Origin of the sequence: Chryseobacterium turcicum (assembly GCF_021010565.1) — a bacterium.
GTDB classification, from domain to species: Bacteria; Bacteroidota; Bacteroidia; order Flavobacteriales; family Weeksellaceae; genus Chryseobacterium; species Chryseobacterium turcicum.
In genome coordinates this window covers 17,005-32,558 of record NZ_JAJNAY010000001.1, presented here as the reverse complement: position 1 = coordinate 32,558, position 15,554 = coordinate 17,005, and the positions used below count along the sequence as shown (strand labels likewise).

Genomic DNA, 15,554 nt, shown 5'->3' with positions numbered 1-15,554 from the left:
GGCTAAATATTTTATTGAAAACTTTTACATAAACTGCTCCAATACTTGTGTCAATCGGTTTACATCGTGTACACCGCTTTCTTTATATAATAATTCTCCTTTTTTGAAAACTGCCAATGTAGGAACGCCACGCACATTGTATTGCGAAGCGATTGCAGGATATTGGTCAATATCAATTTTTATAATTCTGGCTTTTTCGCCCACGTTTTCTTTCACGGTATTTAGAACCGAAGATTGCACTTTGCATGGTTGACACCAAGTAGCAAAAAAATCGATTAAAACTGGTCTTTCAGAATCTATTATTTCTTGGAATTTTTGTGACATCGTATTTCGTTTTATTCTAATTTACTTTTACTCTTTTTCTTGCTGAATGGCTTTCACATTTTTCCAGGTCGTACCATCATAAACATCAACTCCGTTTTTCTTCAAAATTTCTACCGCCTTGTCTGCCTGAATACCTTTGTTGCAAAAAACAACTACTTTTTTACCTTTCAGCGTATCAATATTATTTTGTAGTTCAGCCAAAGGAATATTAACAGCGTTATTTGCTGTAGCTTCGGCGTATTGCTCAGGAATTCTTACATCTACCAACATTACATCAGAGCTTTTTACAACTTCTTTAATGTTAGTTTTAATGCCGTTTTCTGCTACAGCTTTTGTTTTACAACTGTTTAATGCAAATATTGAAATCAGAATTAGCGCACCTATTTTTCCTCTCATTTATAAAGTTTTAGATTGACATACAAAATCTGAAACAGGAAATTTTTCTGTTTTCTTAATTCCATTAAAACCACCTTCTATTTCGGTGAAATTTCTGATTCCGTGTGAGTTAAGGATGCTTGCTGCAATCATACTTCTGTAACCTCCTGCACAATGTAAAAAGAAATGTTCAGAATCATCAATGGATGTAACCCAATCGCTGATTGTGTCTAAAGGTCTGCTGTACGCATTGTCAATATGTTCAGCAGAATATTCTCCGATTTTTCTTACATCAATTACTTTTGAATTTTCATTAAATACTTCTGCAAATTCAGCAGGAGAAATTCTTTTTACTTCGTCAGTTTCTTTTGTTGAGTTTTTCCAAGCTTCAAAACCTCCTTTTAAGTATCCTAAAACATTATCAAAACCAACTCTGCTTAATCTTGTGATAACTTCTTCTTCAGTTCCTTCGTCTGCAACCAATAATAAAGGATGTTTTACATCTACAATCAGGCTTCCTACCCAAGGAGCAAAATCTCCTTTTAAGCCGATATTAATTGCATTTGGAATGTATCCTTTATGAAAATCTGCAGGGCCTCTTGTGTCTAAAATTAAAGCTCCTGTTTCTTCAGCAAAGCTTTCAAAATCTTCTACAGAAACGGGATTTAAGCCTCTGTCCATCACTGTGTCTAAACTGTCGTAGCCACCTTTATTCATCGCAACATTCATCCCGAAATATTTGGGTGGTGCCGTCAATCCGTCTAATACTTCTTTGATGAAAGATTCTTTATCAGGTTGATTCAGTGCGTAATTTGTTCTTTTTTGATTTCCTAAAATATCTACCGTTTCTTTCTGCATGTTTTTTCCGCAGGCAGAACCCGCTCCATGAGCCGGATAAACAGTAATACTGTCATCTAAAGGCATAATTTTATTATGAAGACTTTCATATAAAATACCAGCTAAATCTTCTTGTGTAACACTTCCTGCTTTTTGAGCAAGGTCAGGTCGTCCTACATCACCTAAAAATAAAGTGTCTCCTGTGAAAATAGCCGTTTCTACACCGTTTTCGTCAATCAAAAGGTAGGTTGTACTTTCCATAGTGTGACCCGGAGTGTGAAGGACTTTTATTTTAATCTTTCCAATTTCAAAAATCTGATTGTCCTCAGCAATAATTGCCTCGAATTCAGGTTGTGCAGTCGGTCCGTAAACAATAGGAGCATCTGTCTTTTTGCTTAAATCTAAATGCCCGGAAACAAAATCTGCATGGAAATGAGTTTCAAAAATATATTTTAAAGTGACATTGTCTTTTTCAAGACGGTCAAGATATGGTTTTACTTCTCTCAGTGGGTCTATGATTGCTGCTTCGTTTTCTGATACGATATAATATGCGCCTTGTGCTAAACAGCCTGTATATATTTGCTCAATTTTCATTTTTGGGTTGAGAATTTTTTGTTCTTTAATCTACAAAAATCGGGTTTTATTTTTTAAAACCCGTTAAAATAAAATATCTGTTATGATAGAATAAATCTATAAAGGTTTATTTATTCTAAATTACAAAAAATCTTATAAAAATTTCAAAGCTATTTTTATCAATTTAAACGGTCTTTCCTAGATTCAATTTAAGGATAATCATTCACTCAAATATATTTATTACATTTTAGAGAAATCAGCTTATGAAGGCTACTCCAGCTGCTAATTTAAATTTATTTTATGAAAAATGATAATAATGAATGTGATAAAGTGAAAGAGATTATTAAAACGTTTTACAAAAAACTTTATCTTTAGATGTTAAAAATATCAAATGGCAGACAAAACAAAATTTATTGAAGAACTTTCGACAAGATATACTCCAAAAGGAGAACATATTATTTTAGGAAAAGGAATGTTGGATGGCGAGGTCGTTACTGAGGTCAACGTTACCATTCCTTTAAAAACCATCAACCGTCATGGTCTGATTGCCGGAGCAACAGGAACTGGAAAAACAAAAACACTTCAGGTTTTCGCCGAGCAACTTTCTCATGCAGGAATTCCATCTTTGGTTTTAGATATCAAAGGAGATTTTTCTGGTATTGCTGAAGCTGGGCAAATGAATGCTATTATTGAAGAGCGTTATGCCAAAACACAGCTTTCGTACAATCCACAGCCATTTCCGGTGGAGCTGATGAGTATTTCTGGTGGAAAAGGTGTGAAATTGCGCGCTACGGTTACCGAATTTGGTCCTGTTTTATTAAGTAAAATTTTAGAATTAAATGATACTCAACAAAGCATCATGTCGATTGTTTTTAAATATTGCGATGACAAAGGTTTGCCTCTGATTGATTTAAATGATTTAAAGAAAGTCTTACAATACGTAACCGATAATCCTCAAGGTAAAGCTGAGCTGTCTGCCGATTATGGTTCTATTGCTCCTGCGTCTTTAGGAGCTATTTTAAGGTCAATTGTTGCCTTAGAACAACAAGGTGCGGCAGATTTTTTTGGTGAACTAAGTTTTGATGTTCATGATTTGCTTGAAACAAGAGATGGAAAAGGAGTTGTCAATATTTTAAGAGTTGCAGATATTCAAAGCAAACCGCAGCTATTTTCTACTTTTATGCTGTCGCTTTTTGCTGAAATTTATATGACTTTCCCCGAAGAAGGTGATAGTGGAAAACCAAAATTGGTTCTGTTTATCGATGAAGCACATTTGATTTTTGATGAATCTTCAAAAGCTTTAGTTTCCCAAATAGAAACGATGGTAAAACTGATTCGTTCTAAAGGTGTCGGAATTTACTTTATTACCCAAATTCCGGGAGATGTTCCTGAAAATGTGCTTTCACAATTAGGGCTAAAAATTCAACATGCGTTGAGAGGTTTTACCGGAAAAGATAAAAAAGAGATTTCTAAAGCCGTAGAAAATTATCCTACAACAGAGTTTTACAATGCTTCTGAGTTGATACAAAATTTAGGAATTGGCGAAGCTTTTATCACGGCGTTGGATGAAAAAGGAATTCCTACGCCACTTGTTCATACGTATTTAATTTCGCCAGAGTCAAGAATGGATGTGTTGAATGATGCAGAAATTTTAGAATTAACATCAAAATCGGCTTTGGTTTCAAAATACGAAACACCAATCGACAGCGAGTCTGCCTATGAGATTTTAGTAAAAAGAATGGAGCAGGCTGTTGAAAATTCAGCTCCAACCCAGAAAACAAAACCTGTAAAAGAAGAGCCGGGAATGTTTGAGCAAGTTTTAAAAAGCAGTGCCGGGAGAACCTTTGCCAATACCTTAATGAGAGAAGGTGCAAAAGCGATTTTAGGAATGTTTGGTTTAGGTGGAAGAAAAAGATAACGTTTTGAGTTGTCAATTTTTGGATTTCTCAAACTAATTTCATTATTTTAGCAGAATTGCCCTTTTGTTAATATTTCAAAAGGTTTGATTTTTGATTATAGAAGTTTAAGTTAGATTATAATGTATTCAATCATAGATATAGAAAGCAATGGTGCAGGTTTTAGAAAAGAATGCATTATAGATATCGCCATTTTCAAGTATGATGGTCATAAAATTGTCGACCAGTTTATTTCACTTGTTGACCCGGAAAGTGAGATTACCCCATTTGTTCAGAAACTGACCAATATTAGCCCAAAAATGGTAAAAACAGCTCCGAAATTTCATGAGTTGGCTAAAAGAGTTGTCGAAATTACAGAAAATACCACTTTAGTAGGTCACAATATAGATTTCGATTACAGAATGCTTCGCCAATCGTTTCAAAGGTTAGGGTATGATTTTAAAATCAATACTTTAGATACCATTCCTTTGGCTAAAAAGCTGATTCCGGATGAGGTAAGTTATTCTTTAGGGAAATTGGTGAAATCATTGGGAATTCCTTTGGTTAACGCACATCGCGCAGAAGGTGACGCGAGAGCAACTTTAGAGTTGTTTAAACTATTGCTTTCAAAAGATACAAGTAACGAGATTATTCAGGAGCAGCATGAGGAAACAAATGCTAAAAGTTACATCAACAAAATCAAAGAGTTAACTCAGGATTTACCAAGCGAAAAAGGATTTGTTTATTTCCAAAATGAAGCAGGGAAAATTATTTTTTCTGATTATGTGCAGGATATTAATAAGTTTTCGAAAAAGCTTTTTAATTCTAAATCAAAAAAATGGGAAAGTATCCAAACTGAAGCTGAGCAAATCAATTTTGAACTGACAGGAACTGATATTATCGCTAAGCTGATTTTAAACTCAAAAGGAGTAAAAAAGAGAGAAGTATTGCCATTCGGTCTGTACTTTAGAAATGATAAATATATAGTTGAAAAAAATACATTAAATAAAACTGAAAAACCGATTCTTAAATTTAGAGCGTTCACACAAGGTTCAAAAGCTGTACAGTTTATCAGTAAAATAGAAGAGTTTAATGATGTGAATGTTTTCAAAAAGAAGATTGATTTCAAAAAGAGAAACGAGCTTTGGCTGGGAGCAGGGAGAAAACTAGGTGAGAAACTTTTTCTGATTATTGATAACGGAAAAGTGACGTCTTATGGTTTTTATGAATTGTTTACACAGATTCAGACGATGAGTAAAATAGCAAAACTAAAAATAGATTTGCCTTTACCAAGTTCGGACCTTATAAATGATTTGCAATTGGCACTAATTCGTGGTGATTTTGAAACCTTACCATTGCCGAAATAAAGATGCTTTTTGGGTTATTCACCCAAGACTATAGATTTTTAATTAAATAAAGGATAGGAAATAGAGGTGTTTCGAGTTTCGAGTTTTTGAGATTTGTAAGTATAAAAAAATCTTTGATTTTAAAGCTTATGTGTTCTTCTTAAAAATCGAATCACAAACTTAAAAATAACTAATATGTTAAAAGATTTTTGTGCCTTTTGTGGTTGAAAAATTTTATTTTTAATGCGTTTAGCCCGAAGAAAATGATTTTCAAATTAATATTCGCAAAATAAATAGTATTTTTGCAAAAGAATAAAAAAAGCAATGCAAAATTTTAAACAAAATAAAACTGGTAAAAAGGGGACTATAAAGTTCTCTAAGGTTTGGAATATTTAAGGAGTTGCCTTGCATAAAAAATAATTATTGCGGCAGACTCTTTTCGGAAGAATCTGCCTTTTTTTATGTAAAATTGAAATTATGAATTCAAAAGAATTGTTAAAGATTGCCAATGAATTTGGCACGCCGGTGTACGTTTACGATGCAGAATCGATTAAAATTCAATACGAAAAACTTACATCTTCTTTTTTAAAACACACAAAGTTCTTCTATGCTGCAAAGGCATTGACAAACATCAACATTCTGAAATATGTCAAGAACTTAGGTGCTTCTTTGGATTGTGTTTCAATAAATGAAGTTAAATTAGGTTTAAAAGCCGGTTTCACAAAAGAAAAAATCTTGTTTACCCCCAACTGTGTTGATTTGGCTGAAATTGAAGAAGCGATGACCTTCGGCGTTCATATCAATATCGACAACATCTCTATTCTTGAGCAGTTTGGAAACAAATACGGAAATACATATCCCATTTTAGTAAGAATCAATCCGCATATTTTTGCCGGTGGAAATTATAAAATTTCTACAGGTCATATCGATTCTAAATTCGGAATTTCTATTCACCAAGTGCGTCATATCGAAAGAGTGATGAAGTCTACTAACCTGAATGTAGAAGGTCTTCACATGCACACCGGAAGCGAAATTAAAGACCCGGATGTTTTCCTTCAGGCTTTAGAAATTATGCTTGAATTGTCTGAGCATTTCCCAAATCTGAAATATTTGGATATGGGAAGCGGTTTCAAAATTCCTTACCAAGACAGTGAAGAAGAAACCGATGTAAAAACGTTGGGTAAAAAAGTAGAAAGAGTAATTGCAGAATTTTCAAAATCTACAGGAAAAAAATTCGAACTTTGGTTTGAACCAGGAAAATTTTTAGTTGGGAAAAGTGGATATTTATTAGTGAAAGCTAATGTAATCAAGCAAACAACTGCGACGGTTTTTGTGGGAGTAAATTCTGGATTTAATCATTTAATTCGCCCGATGTTTTACGATTCTTATCATCAGATTGAAAATTTATCTAATCCGAAAGGGGCCGAAAGAATTTATACCGTTGTAGGAAATATCTGCGAAACCGATACTTTTGCTTGGGACAGAAAATTGAACGAGGTAAGAGAAGGTGATATTTTAGCATTCCACAATGCGGGAGCTTACGGTTTTGAGATGAGTTCAAATTTCAACTCTAGACTAAAGCCTGCAGAAGTACTTTTCTTAGATGGAAAAGCACATTTAATCAGAAAAAGAGATGAATTTGAGGATCTTTTGAGAAATCAGATTGAAATTATTTAAAACATAGGACTCCACAAGAAATTGTGGAGTTTTTTTTATATTTAATAGCTCTGATTCATTTTGAATCTTTAATTATTCTTACATTTGAAGAGTGAATATTTGCTCCAAATAATCTGTGGAGGATTATTTTAAAGTCCAAATTTTCTTACACAATGAACAATTCTTTGAAAAAGTTGTATATAATCGCCTGGGTTTTCGGGCTTGTATTTTATTTTTTAGATTACGTAATCAGATCTGCACCTGCAGTGATGTTACCACAACTAACCAGTCATTTCAATACCAATAATTTGGAACTTGTATGGATGATTGGAACCTATTATTATACATATTCTACCTGTAGTCTTCTTGCTGGGATAGCTTTGGATAAATTCGGAGGTAAAAAATCTCTTTTTGTAGGGACTTTCATTTTAGGAATCGGAGCTTTACTCTTTTTAATTTCAAGCCAGTTTACCGGAATTTCGGGAAGGCTTTTACAAGGAGCGGGTTGCGCTTTTGCATTTCCGGGTTGTGTGTATCTTGCAAGTAAAGGTTTTTCTTCAAAATCTTTGGCAACGGCAATCGGTTTTACTCAGTGTTTGGGAATGTTGGGCGGAGCATCAGGACAGTTTGTCGTGGGGCCTTTGGTAGAATCGGGGATGAATATTAATACATTTTGGCTTTGGTCGGGTATTTTTACAATCATTACAGCTTTTGCATTGTATTTTGTGACACCGAAAGAAAATTTGGATAACGAAAGTGACGATCAATCTAAAAAATTAGGATACTTAGAGACTTATAAAATTGTTTTCACAAATCCTCAATCATGGCTTTGTGGTTTGATTTCGGGACTGTTATTTGCTCCTACAACTATTTTTGCGATGACTTGGGCGGTTGCTTTTTTCGAAAAAGATAAGCAGTTTGCCTTTCATGATGCAGCAGTAACAAGCGGAATGGTAGCTTTCGGATGGGTTTTTGGATGCCCGTTATTAGGATTTATAACAGATAAAATAGGAAAGAGAAAGCCTGTTTTGGTGGGAGGCGCTGTTTTGATGATTGTAAGCTTACTTCAATTGATTTTTCTACCAGATTTATTCTCGGCTAAAATCAGTATGTTTATTTTAGGAATTGGGTCGGGTGCGGCGATGATTCCGTATTCTGTCATTAAAGAAACCAATCCCGATTATGTGAAAGGAAGTTCTACAGGAGCTATCAATTTTATAACTTTTGGGGTGACGACATTATTGAGCCCTGTTTTTAGTCATTATTTTGGGAAAAATCTTGGTTTGTCAGATGCTACTATTCATTTTCAGAATTCTTTATTTTTCTGGATAGGCGGAATTATTTTAGCCATCTTAATATCATTGTTACTGAGAGAAACAGGGAGCAAGGTGCAAAAAGCTATTTGAGTTTTGAGATTTTAAAACATATAGGAATTTTGTAATAAATATGAAATTCCTTTTTTTGGCTCAATTTTTTATGTAGTTTTAAAAATTATTTTATGAAAACACTTGCTTTATTTATAGGGCTTTTAGCTGCAAACTTCGCTTTTGCACAAGACCTTGAAGACAGAGATGAATCTTTCATCGTAGAAAACAATAAAAATCTTTTAAAAATAGATATTAAAGAACCTTTTTTGCAGGTTGCTGTGAAGGGTTGTAATGATTTTCAGGCAGCAAGTTTTGAAGGTGGAGCAACAGCTTACAAAACTATTCTCAGAAAATATATGTACACGTATCTCAACTCAGATTTTTATACTTTAACCGGTGACTTTACCTTCACGCTCACTATTGATGCAATGGGAAAAGTGATTGATGTAGCCGGTACTCCCAAAGTTTTGAATAGTGAAGTATTCTTTGAAGACATGCAGTATGTGGTTCGAAGAATTAAAAAAGACTGGAAACCTGCACTATGTAACGGACAACCGATAAAGTCTGAAATGAAACTTAAAATGAATTTCTCATCTTTGTCTGCAGATATGTAATTGATGAATAAATATTTTCTTGTCTTATTTTTGTTAATAGGATTTAAAAGCTTTGCTCAGGAATCTAAATTTGAATCTGAGAATCTGAGCAGAACAGAAAAAGCCGAATTTCCTGGAGGAGACGAGGTTTTTACTAAAGAATTTTTAAAAATGATTCATGGCTATATTGATTTGAGAAAATATGCTGTGAATGGTCAATTTACTTTTCTTTTCGACATCACTACAGATGGGAAGGTCGATAATCTTAAAGTTTTACCTAAAGTAAAAGATAGCGAATTATTTATCGATGATATGAATTTCGCGATTAAAAGAGTTAAGAAAAAATGGAAACCTGCAATGCAGGATGGAAAACCAGTTGTTTCAAAAAAAGTTATTAAAATAAATTTCACTTCAGATCATTTTGATCTCGGAGATTAATTGTTATTAAAATACACCAATAAATGAATTAATTCATTTACTTTAGTCATTACATTTTGTAATGACTTTTTTTATTAAATTTTTTGAGATGAGATATAAATTTTATGTTCTTCTATTCCTTTTAAATACAGTTTTGCTCAAGGCTCAGTTTTTAGACGAATATCCTAAAGGTCAACGCTTTTATGAGGGTGGAGTTGTACAGTTTTATAAAGAAATTAATGAATATTTAATTAAAAATAAAGTTCCAGAATGTGATGCTAAAGAGATTTATCAGCCGAGAATCATTGTCATGCAAGATAAAACGGTGAAATTGGTTCAAGATATTGATGCAGATTATATTTCTAAAAACAAATGTGCTTATGATATTTCAATGGATTTGCTGAAAAACCTTAAAAATTGGAAGCCTGCAGAAGTAAAAGGAAATCAACTAGGAGCCGTAACGGAGTTTATTATTTATCCGAAAGATTTAATTAGCGGTTATAAAACTGGGTATAATCCCTACAAAAATGTTACTCCAGCACAATATCCAGGTGGATATGTAGCTTTTGATAGCGATTTTGTAGGCAATTTTAAGTTTCTTTTTAGAAAATATAATTTGAGTGATGATATTAATCTAGAGTTTTACATCAGTAGAGAAGGAGATATTGTAAATGCTAGAATTTATCCCGATGTAAATAATGAAGCATTTGCTATTGATTTTAAAAAAGCCTTAAGTGGTCTTAAAAAGAAATGGAAACCGGCTTACTATTCTGATATTCCCATTAAACAAAGAGTAGCTTTTCCGGGAAAGTTTTCTGCTTATTTTCAGAAAAAATAGTTCTGCCATTCTGGCATAAGATTTTGTATCTTTGCAAACTCAATTGATTCGAAATTTGATGTTTGAGATTTGAAATTGCACAGCAGTTTAAATCTCAAACATCAAACATCAAATCTCAAATTTTAGATACCGTGCAGGAAAAATATATAGACGAAACAAAACAGGGCGAAGCTTTTGCAATTGCAGAAAAAGATGGCAACTCTAAGAAATTATTCTTGGAAAGCTACGGCTGTCAGATGAATTTTTCTGATTCTGAAATTGTTGCGTCAATTCTTAACGAGCAAGGCTATAATACAACATTAAAGGTTGAAGAAGCCGATTTGATTCTTCTTAATACATGCTCAATTCGTGAAAAAGCTGAGCAAACCGTAAGAATGCGTTTAGCGCAGTTCAAAAACCTGAAGAAAGAACGCCCAAGCATGACCGTGGGAGTTTTAGGTTGTATGGCTGAGCGTTTGAAAACCAAATTTTTAGAAGAAGAACAGCTGGTTGACCTTGTTGTTGGTCCCGATGCATACAGAGATTTACCAAATCTTTTAAAAGAAACCGAAGACGGAAGAGATGCAATTAACGTAATTCTTTCAAAAGAAGAAACCTATGCAGACATCAACCCGGTTCGTTTAGGCGGAAACGGGGTGACGGCTTTCGTTACCATTACGAGAGGTTGCGATAATATGTGTACTTTTTGCGTGGTTCCATTTACGAGAGGTCGTGAAAGAAGCCGCGATCCACACTCTATTTTAGATGAATGTAAAAATCTTTGGGAAAGCGGTTATAAAGAAATTACCCTTTTAGGACAAAACGTAGATTCTTACCTTTGGTATGGTGGCGGTCCTAAAAAAGATTTTGCTAAAGCTTCAGAAATGCAGAAAGCAACCGCGGTAAGTTTTGTGCAATTGCTTGATTTAGTAGCTAAAGCAATTCCTGAAATGAGAATCAGATTCTCAACATCCAATCCTCAGGATATGAGTTTAGATGTGTTCAGAATGATTGCAAAGCACGATAATATTTGTAATTACGTACACCTTCCTGTTCAAAGTGGAAGCAATAAAATGCTTGAAGCGATGAACAGACAACATACCCGTGAAGAATATTTAGAGCTTATTAGAAAAGCGAAAGAAATCGTTCCGGATATTTCTTTTTCACAAGATATGATTATCGGTTTCTGCAACGAGACTGAAGAAGACCATCAAGATACTTTGAGTTTAATGAGAGAAGTTGAATTCGACTACGGCTATATGTTCTCTTATTCTGAAAGACCGGGAACTCCAGCTCATAAAAAGATGGAAGACAATATTCCTGCAGACGTTAAACAAAGACGTTTGGCAGAAGTTATTGCTTTGCAAGGTGAACTTTCAAGAAAAAGAATGGAAGGTTACGTGGGTAGAGTACACGAAGTTTTAATTGAAGGAATTTCCAGAAAAAATAAAAACCAGTGGAAGGGAAGAAATTCTCAGAATGCTGTTTGCGTATTCGATATGCAGGAAGGTCAGAAAATGGGTGACATTGTAAACGTTTTTGTTTTCAACAACACACAGGGCACACTTTTAGGGGAAACTGTGAAAAATTAATTTTTTTATGGCAGCTTTATCCGCCCTCCGTTCCCGCTTTTTTGCTCGTCGTTCCTCCTCACAAAAAGAGCTCCACTCAGGTCGGGCTGCGAACTAAGGCTTCAAAACAAGATTTTTTAATCAAAATGAAAGATTTACAAAATACACAACTCTTACATACCATTTCTGCATTATTAGAAAATGCCAGAAAAAGTGTTGTTGTAGCTGTAAATCAAACAATGGTTCTTACCTATTTCGAGATTGGAAGAATGATTGTAGAAGACGAGCAAAACGGAGAAAACCGCGCAGAATACGGGAAAGCACTTCTTAAAGATTTGTCTTTGCATCTTACGGAAAGGTTTGGGAAGGGATTTTCGGCTTCTAATTTACAGCAAATGAAGCAGTTTTATCTATCGTATTCAATTTCACAGACACTGTCTGTGAATTCCCAAAATCAAATTTCGTCAATACTGTCTACGGAATCTCAGAATTTACAGACAGTATCTAATATTTTTAAAATTCCACAGACAGTGTCTGCGAAATTCAATCTTTCATGGTCGCACTATTTAAAATTAATGCGAATCAAAGATGTTAACGAAAGAAAATTCTACGAAATTGAAAGTTTTAAAAACAACTGGAGCTTAAGAGAATTGCAAAGACAATATCCTAATTATTTTATAAAAGATTTTATTAACATTTTAAACTCAGACAATGGAAAAACTTCATAAGTATTGCCTAAGTGTATTGTTGGTAATTATCTGCAGTAATATTTCGGCACAGGTAAGCAACGGAACGATTAGAAGTGAAGATTGCAAACAGTTGTACGAAATTTATAATCAATTTTTAAATGCTAAAGATGGTAAAGCGTTAGAAAAAATAGGTTTAAATAAAAATTCGAAACGCAAATTTGCCATTAGTGATAAGAAAAATGCAGAAGACGTTTTAGGGAACAGTTTGTACAAAACCAAACAAAGCAGTTCTTATCAAAAGGCTATCAATGGGTTTTCAGAAAAAGAAAAACACCATCAAGATTTAATTAATTTTTTAAAAAATAGCAAAGAGAATTCTTTTGCTGAGATTTTATATTTTAAAAGTAAGGTTTCAAAGATTAGAAACAAAGATTATTTGGATACGATTATTTAAAATTTAATCAATGTATTTCAACTAATCAATCGTTTCTACATTAGAATGTAGACGAAATTTAATCAAAATCTAAATTTTACTTATGAGCAACGAGCTTCAAAATATAAAAAACCGCTTCGGTATCATCGGAAATTTTCCGGCTTTAAATCGTGCGTTAGAAAAATCAATTCAAGTAGCACCTACAGATATTTCAGTTCTTGTAATTGGAGAAAGTGGTGTGGGAAAAGAATTTATTCCCAAAATTATTCATTCAGAATCTAAAAGAAAACATCAGCCTTATATTGTCGTAAACTGTGGTGCAATTCCGGAAGGAACGATAGATTCCGAACTTTTTGGGCACGAAAAAGGGTCTTTTACAGGAGCTACAGCAACCAGAAAAGGATATTTTGAAGTGGCCGATGGTGGAACAATTTTCCTGGATGAGGTAGGAGAGTTGCCTGTTCAAACACAGGTTCGTCTTTTGAGAGTTTTAGAAAGTGGTGAATTTATGAAAGTAGGTTCTTCACAAGTACAGAAAACCAATGTAAGAATTGTTGCGGCAACCAACGTGAATATGATGAAGGCAATTCATGACGGAAGATTCCGTGAAGATTTGTACTACCGTCTAAACACCGTGCAAATTGATATGCCGGCTTTAAGAGAAAGAAAAGGCGATATTCATCTGCTTTTCAGAAAATTTGCCATTGATTTTGCCGAAAAATACAGAATGCCCGAACTGGAATTAGACCCAAGTGCTGTTCATTACATCGAAAATTATTCTTTTCCTGGAAATGTACGTCAGTTGAGAAACCTTGTGGAGCAAATGACGGTTGTGGAGCGCGAAAGAAATATTACGGTAGCAAAATTAGCAGAATATATTCCGATGGATGCGCATTTGCCAATGGTGGTGAATCAACCGAACTCACAAAAGCAGACCGATTTTGGCAACGAAAGAGAGATTATGTATAAAATTCTCTTCGATATGCGAAATGATATTAATGATTTAAAATCCTTAACTTCGGAACTCATAAAGAATAGAGGAACTGCAGACCTCAGCAACCAGGAGAAAAATTTGATAAGCCGAATTTATACACCTGAACCTCAGCAGGCTGCCAATGCCAATTCGTTGTTGTATTTTGAAAATAACAACGCCAATAATCAAAGTGTTCAGAACCCGACAATTGTCTCAAATTCTGAAGATACTTACGAAGATTTTGAAGATATTGAAGTGGAAGAAAACAGACCCGAATCTTTATCTCTTCAGAATAATGAAAAAGATTTAATCGTGAAAGCTTTAGAAAAACATAACGGAAGAAGAAACAGAGCGGCAGATGAATTGGGGATTTCACAAAGAACACTTTACAGGAAAATAAAACAATATAACTTAGAAGAATAAATCATAACACATTAATCATGAATGTAAATTTAACACCCAAACCCATCAATTTTAAATTTGGTGAGTATATCAACAAGGGCTTTGAACTTTTAAAGAAAGATTTTGGAAGTGTATTCGTAGGCTTTTTAGTAACCTTTCTAATGACATTTATTCCACTTTGTGGAGCTTTAGCAATGGGGAATTTCTATAAATACCTACGCAAAGTAAAAAACAATCAAAACCCAAGCGTAGGCGAAATTTTTGATTTTAAGGATTTTATGCCTTATTTTATTTTGCAATTGATTATTATCGGAGGTGTAATGGTTTTGTATATCCCTTTTATTGTTTTTGGAGGAATCGCTGCAGTAACGGCGGATGCAAATGGAGAAGCAAGCCCTCTTTTTGCAATTTTGATGTTTCCATATATGTTTGTAATGTTCGTTGCCATTTACTATTTTGTATTAAAAGGATTTTATATTATGCCTTTAATTAGCTTTAAAGGAATTACAGATATCAAAACAGCTTGGAATATTTCTAAAGTGATGACGAAAGGAAACCTTTTAAATATTTTCCTTTTCTCATTAGTAGTAAGTATTTTAGCACAAATAGGTGTTTTGGCTTGTGGAATCGGGCTTTTAGTAACTCTTCCTTTTGCCTATGCTGCTAATTATTTTGCATTTGAAGATGCCATTCAACAAATTGAATACGACGAAATTACCGAAATTGGTAGTACAGAAAAATATTAAAATTATTTAAAAAAATGAATCAGTTGAAAAATCTTATCCTTTTAATCATATCTGTAGGGTTTTTAAATTCTTGTTATTCCTTTAACGGTTCGTCTCTTACAGACGAAAAAACGGTACAGATTAATGAGTTTCCCAATAATGCAGCGCTGGTAAATCCTACCTTGTCGCAGCAGTTTTCTACGGATATGCAAAACAGGTTTTTGCAGCGTACCACTTTAAAAGGAACCAAGCAAAACCCAGATATTTTGATTGAAGGTGAGATTACAGATTATTCAATCACTCCAACTACCATAAGCTCTACTACGCAGCCGACTAGTGGTGGCGGAACGATTCAGGAATCGCAAAATAAACTGACAATCACGGTGAAGGTTCGTTATGAAAATAAACTGCATCCAGAATTGAGTTTTGAGAAAAACTTTTCTGATGAAGCAGTGTTCAATAGCAGTCTTTCTCAAAATGATATTGAAACTTCTCAGGTAAAATTGGCTACAGATAGAATTATCAATAAAATATATAACGACATTGTAGCGAACTGGTAAT

The 15,554-nt window shown here is 33.9% G+C and carries 16 protein-coding genes; 13 read left to right on the top strand and 3 right to left on the bottom strand.

The window, feature by feature from the left end:
• Positions 1–24 precede the first annotated feature (24 nt).
• Genes LO744_RS00190 through LO744_RS00180 form a run of 3 tightly spaced genes read right to left on the bottom strand, consistent with a single transcriptional unit; the run spans position 25 to position 2,130 of the window.
• The gene (locus LO744_RS00190; protein WP_230666201.1) at positions 25–324 is read right to left on the bottom strand and encodes a thioredoxin family protein; all 300 of its coding nucleotides are present in this window, start codon (positions 322–324) and stop codon (positions 25–27) included.
• 27 nt (positions 325–351) lie between these two features.
• Positions 352–720, bottom strand: coding sequence for a rhodanese-like domain-containing protein (locus tag LO744_RS00185; protein WP_230666198.1), 369 nt, complete (start codon positions 718–720; stop codon positions 352–354).
• On the bottom strand, positions 721–2,130 hold the full coding sequence (locus LO744_RS00180) for an MBL fold metallo-hydrolase (RefSeq protein ID WP_230666196.1): 1,410 nt from the start codon (positions 2,128–2,130) through the stop codon (positions 721–723).
• Positions 2,131–2,500: 370 nt separating this feature from the next.
• Here LO744_RS00180 and LO744_RS00175 point away from each other — a divergent pair, with 370 nt between their 5' ends.
• From LO744_RS00175 to LO744_RS00115, 13 genes are all read left to right on the top strand, one after another.
• The gene (locus LO744_RS00175; protein ID WP_230666193.1) at positions 2,501–4,027 is read left to right on the top strand and encodes a helicase HerA-like domain-containing protein; all 1,527 of its coding nucleotides are present in this window, start codon (positions 2,501–2,503) and stop codon (positions 4,025–4,027) included.
• 120 nt (positions 4,028–4,147) lie between these two features.
• Positions 4,148–5,371, top strand: a complete 1,224-nt coding sequence (locus LO744_RS00170; RefSeq protein WP_230666191.1) for a 3'-5' exonuclease — start codon at positions 4,148–4,150, stop codon at positions 5,369–5,371.
• Positions 5,372–5,827: 456 nt separating this feature from the next.
• Positions 5,828–7,027, top strand: a complete 1,200-nt coding sequence (gene lysA, locus LO744_RS00165) for a diaminopimelate decarboxylase (protein ID WP_230666189.1) — start codon at positions 5,828–5,830, stop codon at positions 7,025–7,027.
• Between the two features lie 152 nt (positions 7,028–7,179).
• Positions 7,180–8,412: an MFS transporter gene (locus tag LO744_RS00160; RefSeq protein WP_230666187.1), complete on the top strand. Its 1,233-nt coding sequence runs from the start codon at positions 7,180–7,182 to the stop codon at positions 8,410–8,412.
• Positions 8,413–8,504: 92 nt separating this feature from the next.
• Positions 8,505–8,987, top strand: a complete 483-nt coding sequence (locus LO744_RS00155; RefSeq protein WP_230666185.1) for an energy transducer TonB — start codon at positions 8,505–8,507, stop codon at positions 8,985–8,987.
• Between the two features lie 3 nt (positions 8,988–8,990).
• Positions 8,991–9,404 (top strand): energy transducer TonB, encoded by a 414-nt coding sequence (locus LO744_RS00150; RefSeq protein ID WP_230666183.1) that lies wholly within the window; start codon positions 8,991–8,993, stop codon positions 9,402–9,404.
• A gap of 88 nt (positions 9,405–9,492) precedes the next feature.
• Positions 9,493–10,221: a hypothetical protein gene (locus LO744_RS00145; protein ID WP_230666181.1), complete on the top strand. Its 729-nt coding sequence runs from the start codon at positions 9,493–9,495 to the stop codon at positions 10,219–10,221.
• A gap of 131 nt (positions 10,222–10,352) precedes the next feature.
• Complete coding sequence (gene miaB / locus LO744_RS00140; RefSeq protein ID WP_230670434.1) at positions 10,353–11,792, top strand: tRNA (N6-isopentenyl adenosine(37)-C2)-methylthiotransferase MiaB; 1,440 nt, start codon at positions 10,353–10,355, stop codon at positions 11,790–11,792.
• Between the two features lie 125 nt (positions 11,793–11,917).
• Complete coding sequence (locus tag LO744_RS00135) at positions 11,918–12,499, top strand: DUF1016 N-terminal domain-containing protein (protein WP_230666179.1); 582 nt, start codon at positions 11,918–11,920, stop codon at positions 12,497–12,499.
• Complete coding sequence (locus tag LO744_RS00130; protein ID WP_230666177.1) at positions 12,483–12,914, top strand: hypothetical protein; 432 nt, start codon at positions 12,483–12,485, stop codon at positions 12,912–12,914. The genes LO744_RS00135 and LO744_RS00130 overlap by 17 nt, the downstream gene beginning before the upstream one ends.
• A gap of 82 nt (positions 12,915–12,996) precedes the next feature.
• On the top strand, positions 12,997–14,289 hold the full coding sequence (locus LO744_RS00125) for a sigma-54 interaction domain-containing protein (RefSeq protein ID WP_230666175.1): 1,293 nt from the start codon (positions 12,997–12,999) through the stop codon (positions 14,287–14,289).
• A 17-nt stretch (positions 14,290–14,306) separates the two neighbouring features.
• Positions 14,307–15,014, top strand: a complete 708-nt coding sequence (locus LO744_RS00120; protein WP_230666173.1) for a hypothetical protein — start codon at positions 14,307–14,309, stop codon at positions 15,012–15,014.
• 14 nt (positions 15,015–15,028) lie between these two features.
• Positions 15,029–15,553 carry an LptE family protein gene (locus LO744_RS00115; protein WP_230666170.1) on the top strand — a complete coding sequence of 175 codons (525 nt, stop codon included), beginning with the start codon at positions 15,029–15,031 and terminating at the stop codon, positions 15,551–15,553.
• Position 15,554 lies beyond the last annotated feature (1 nt).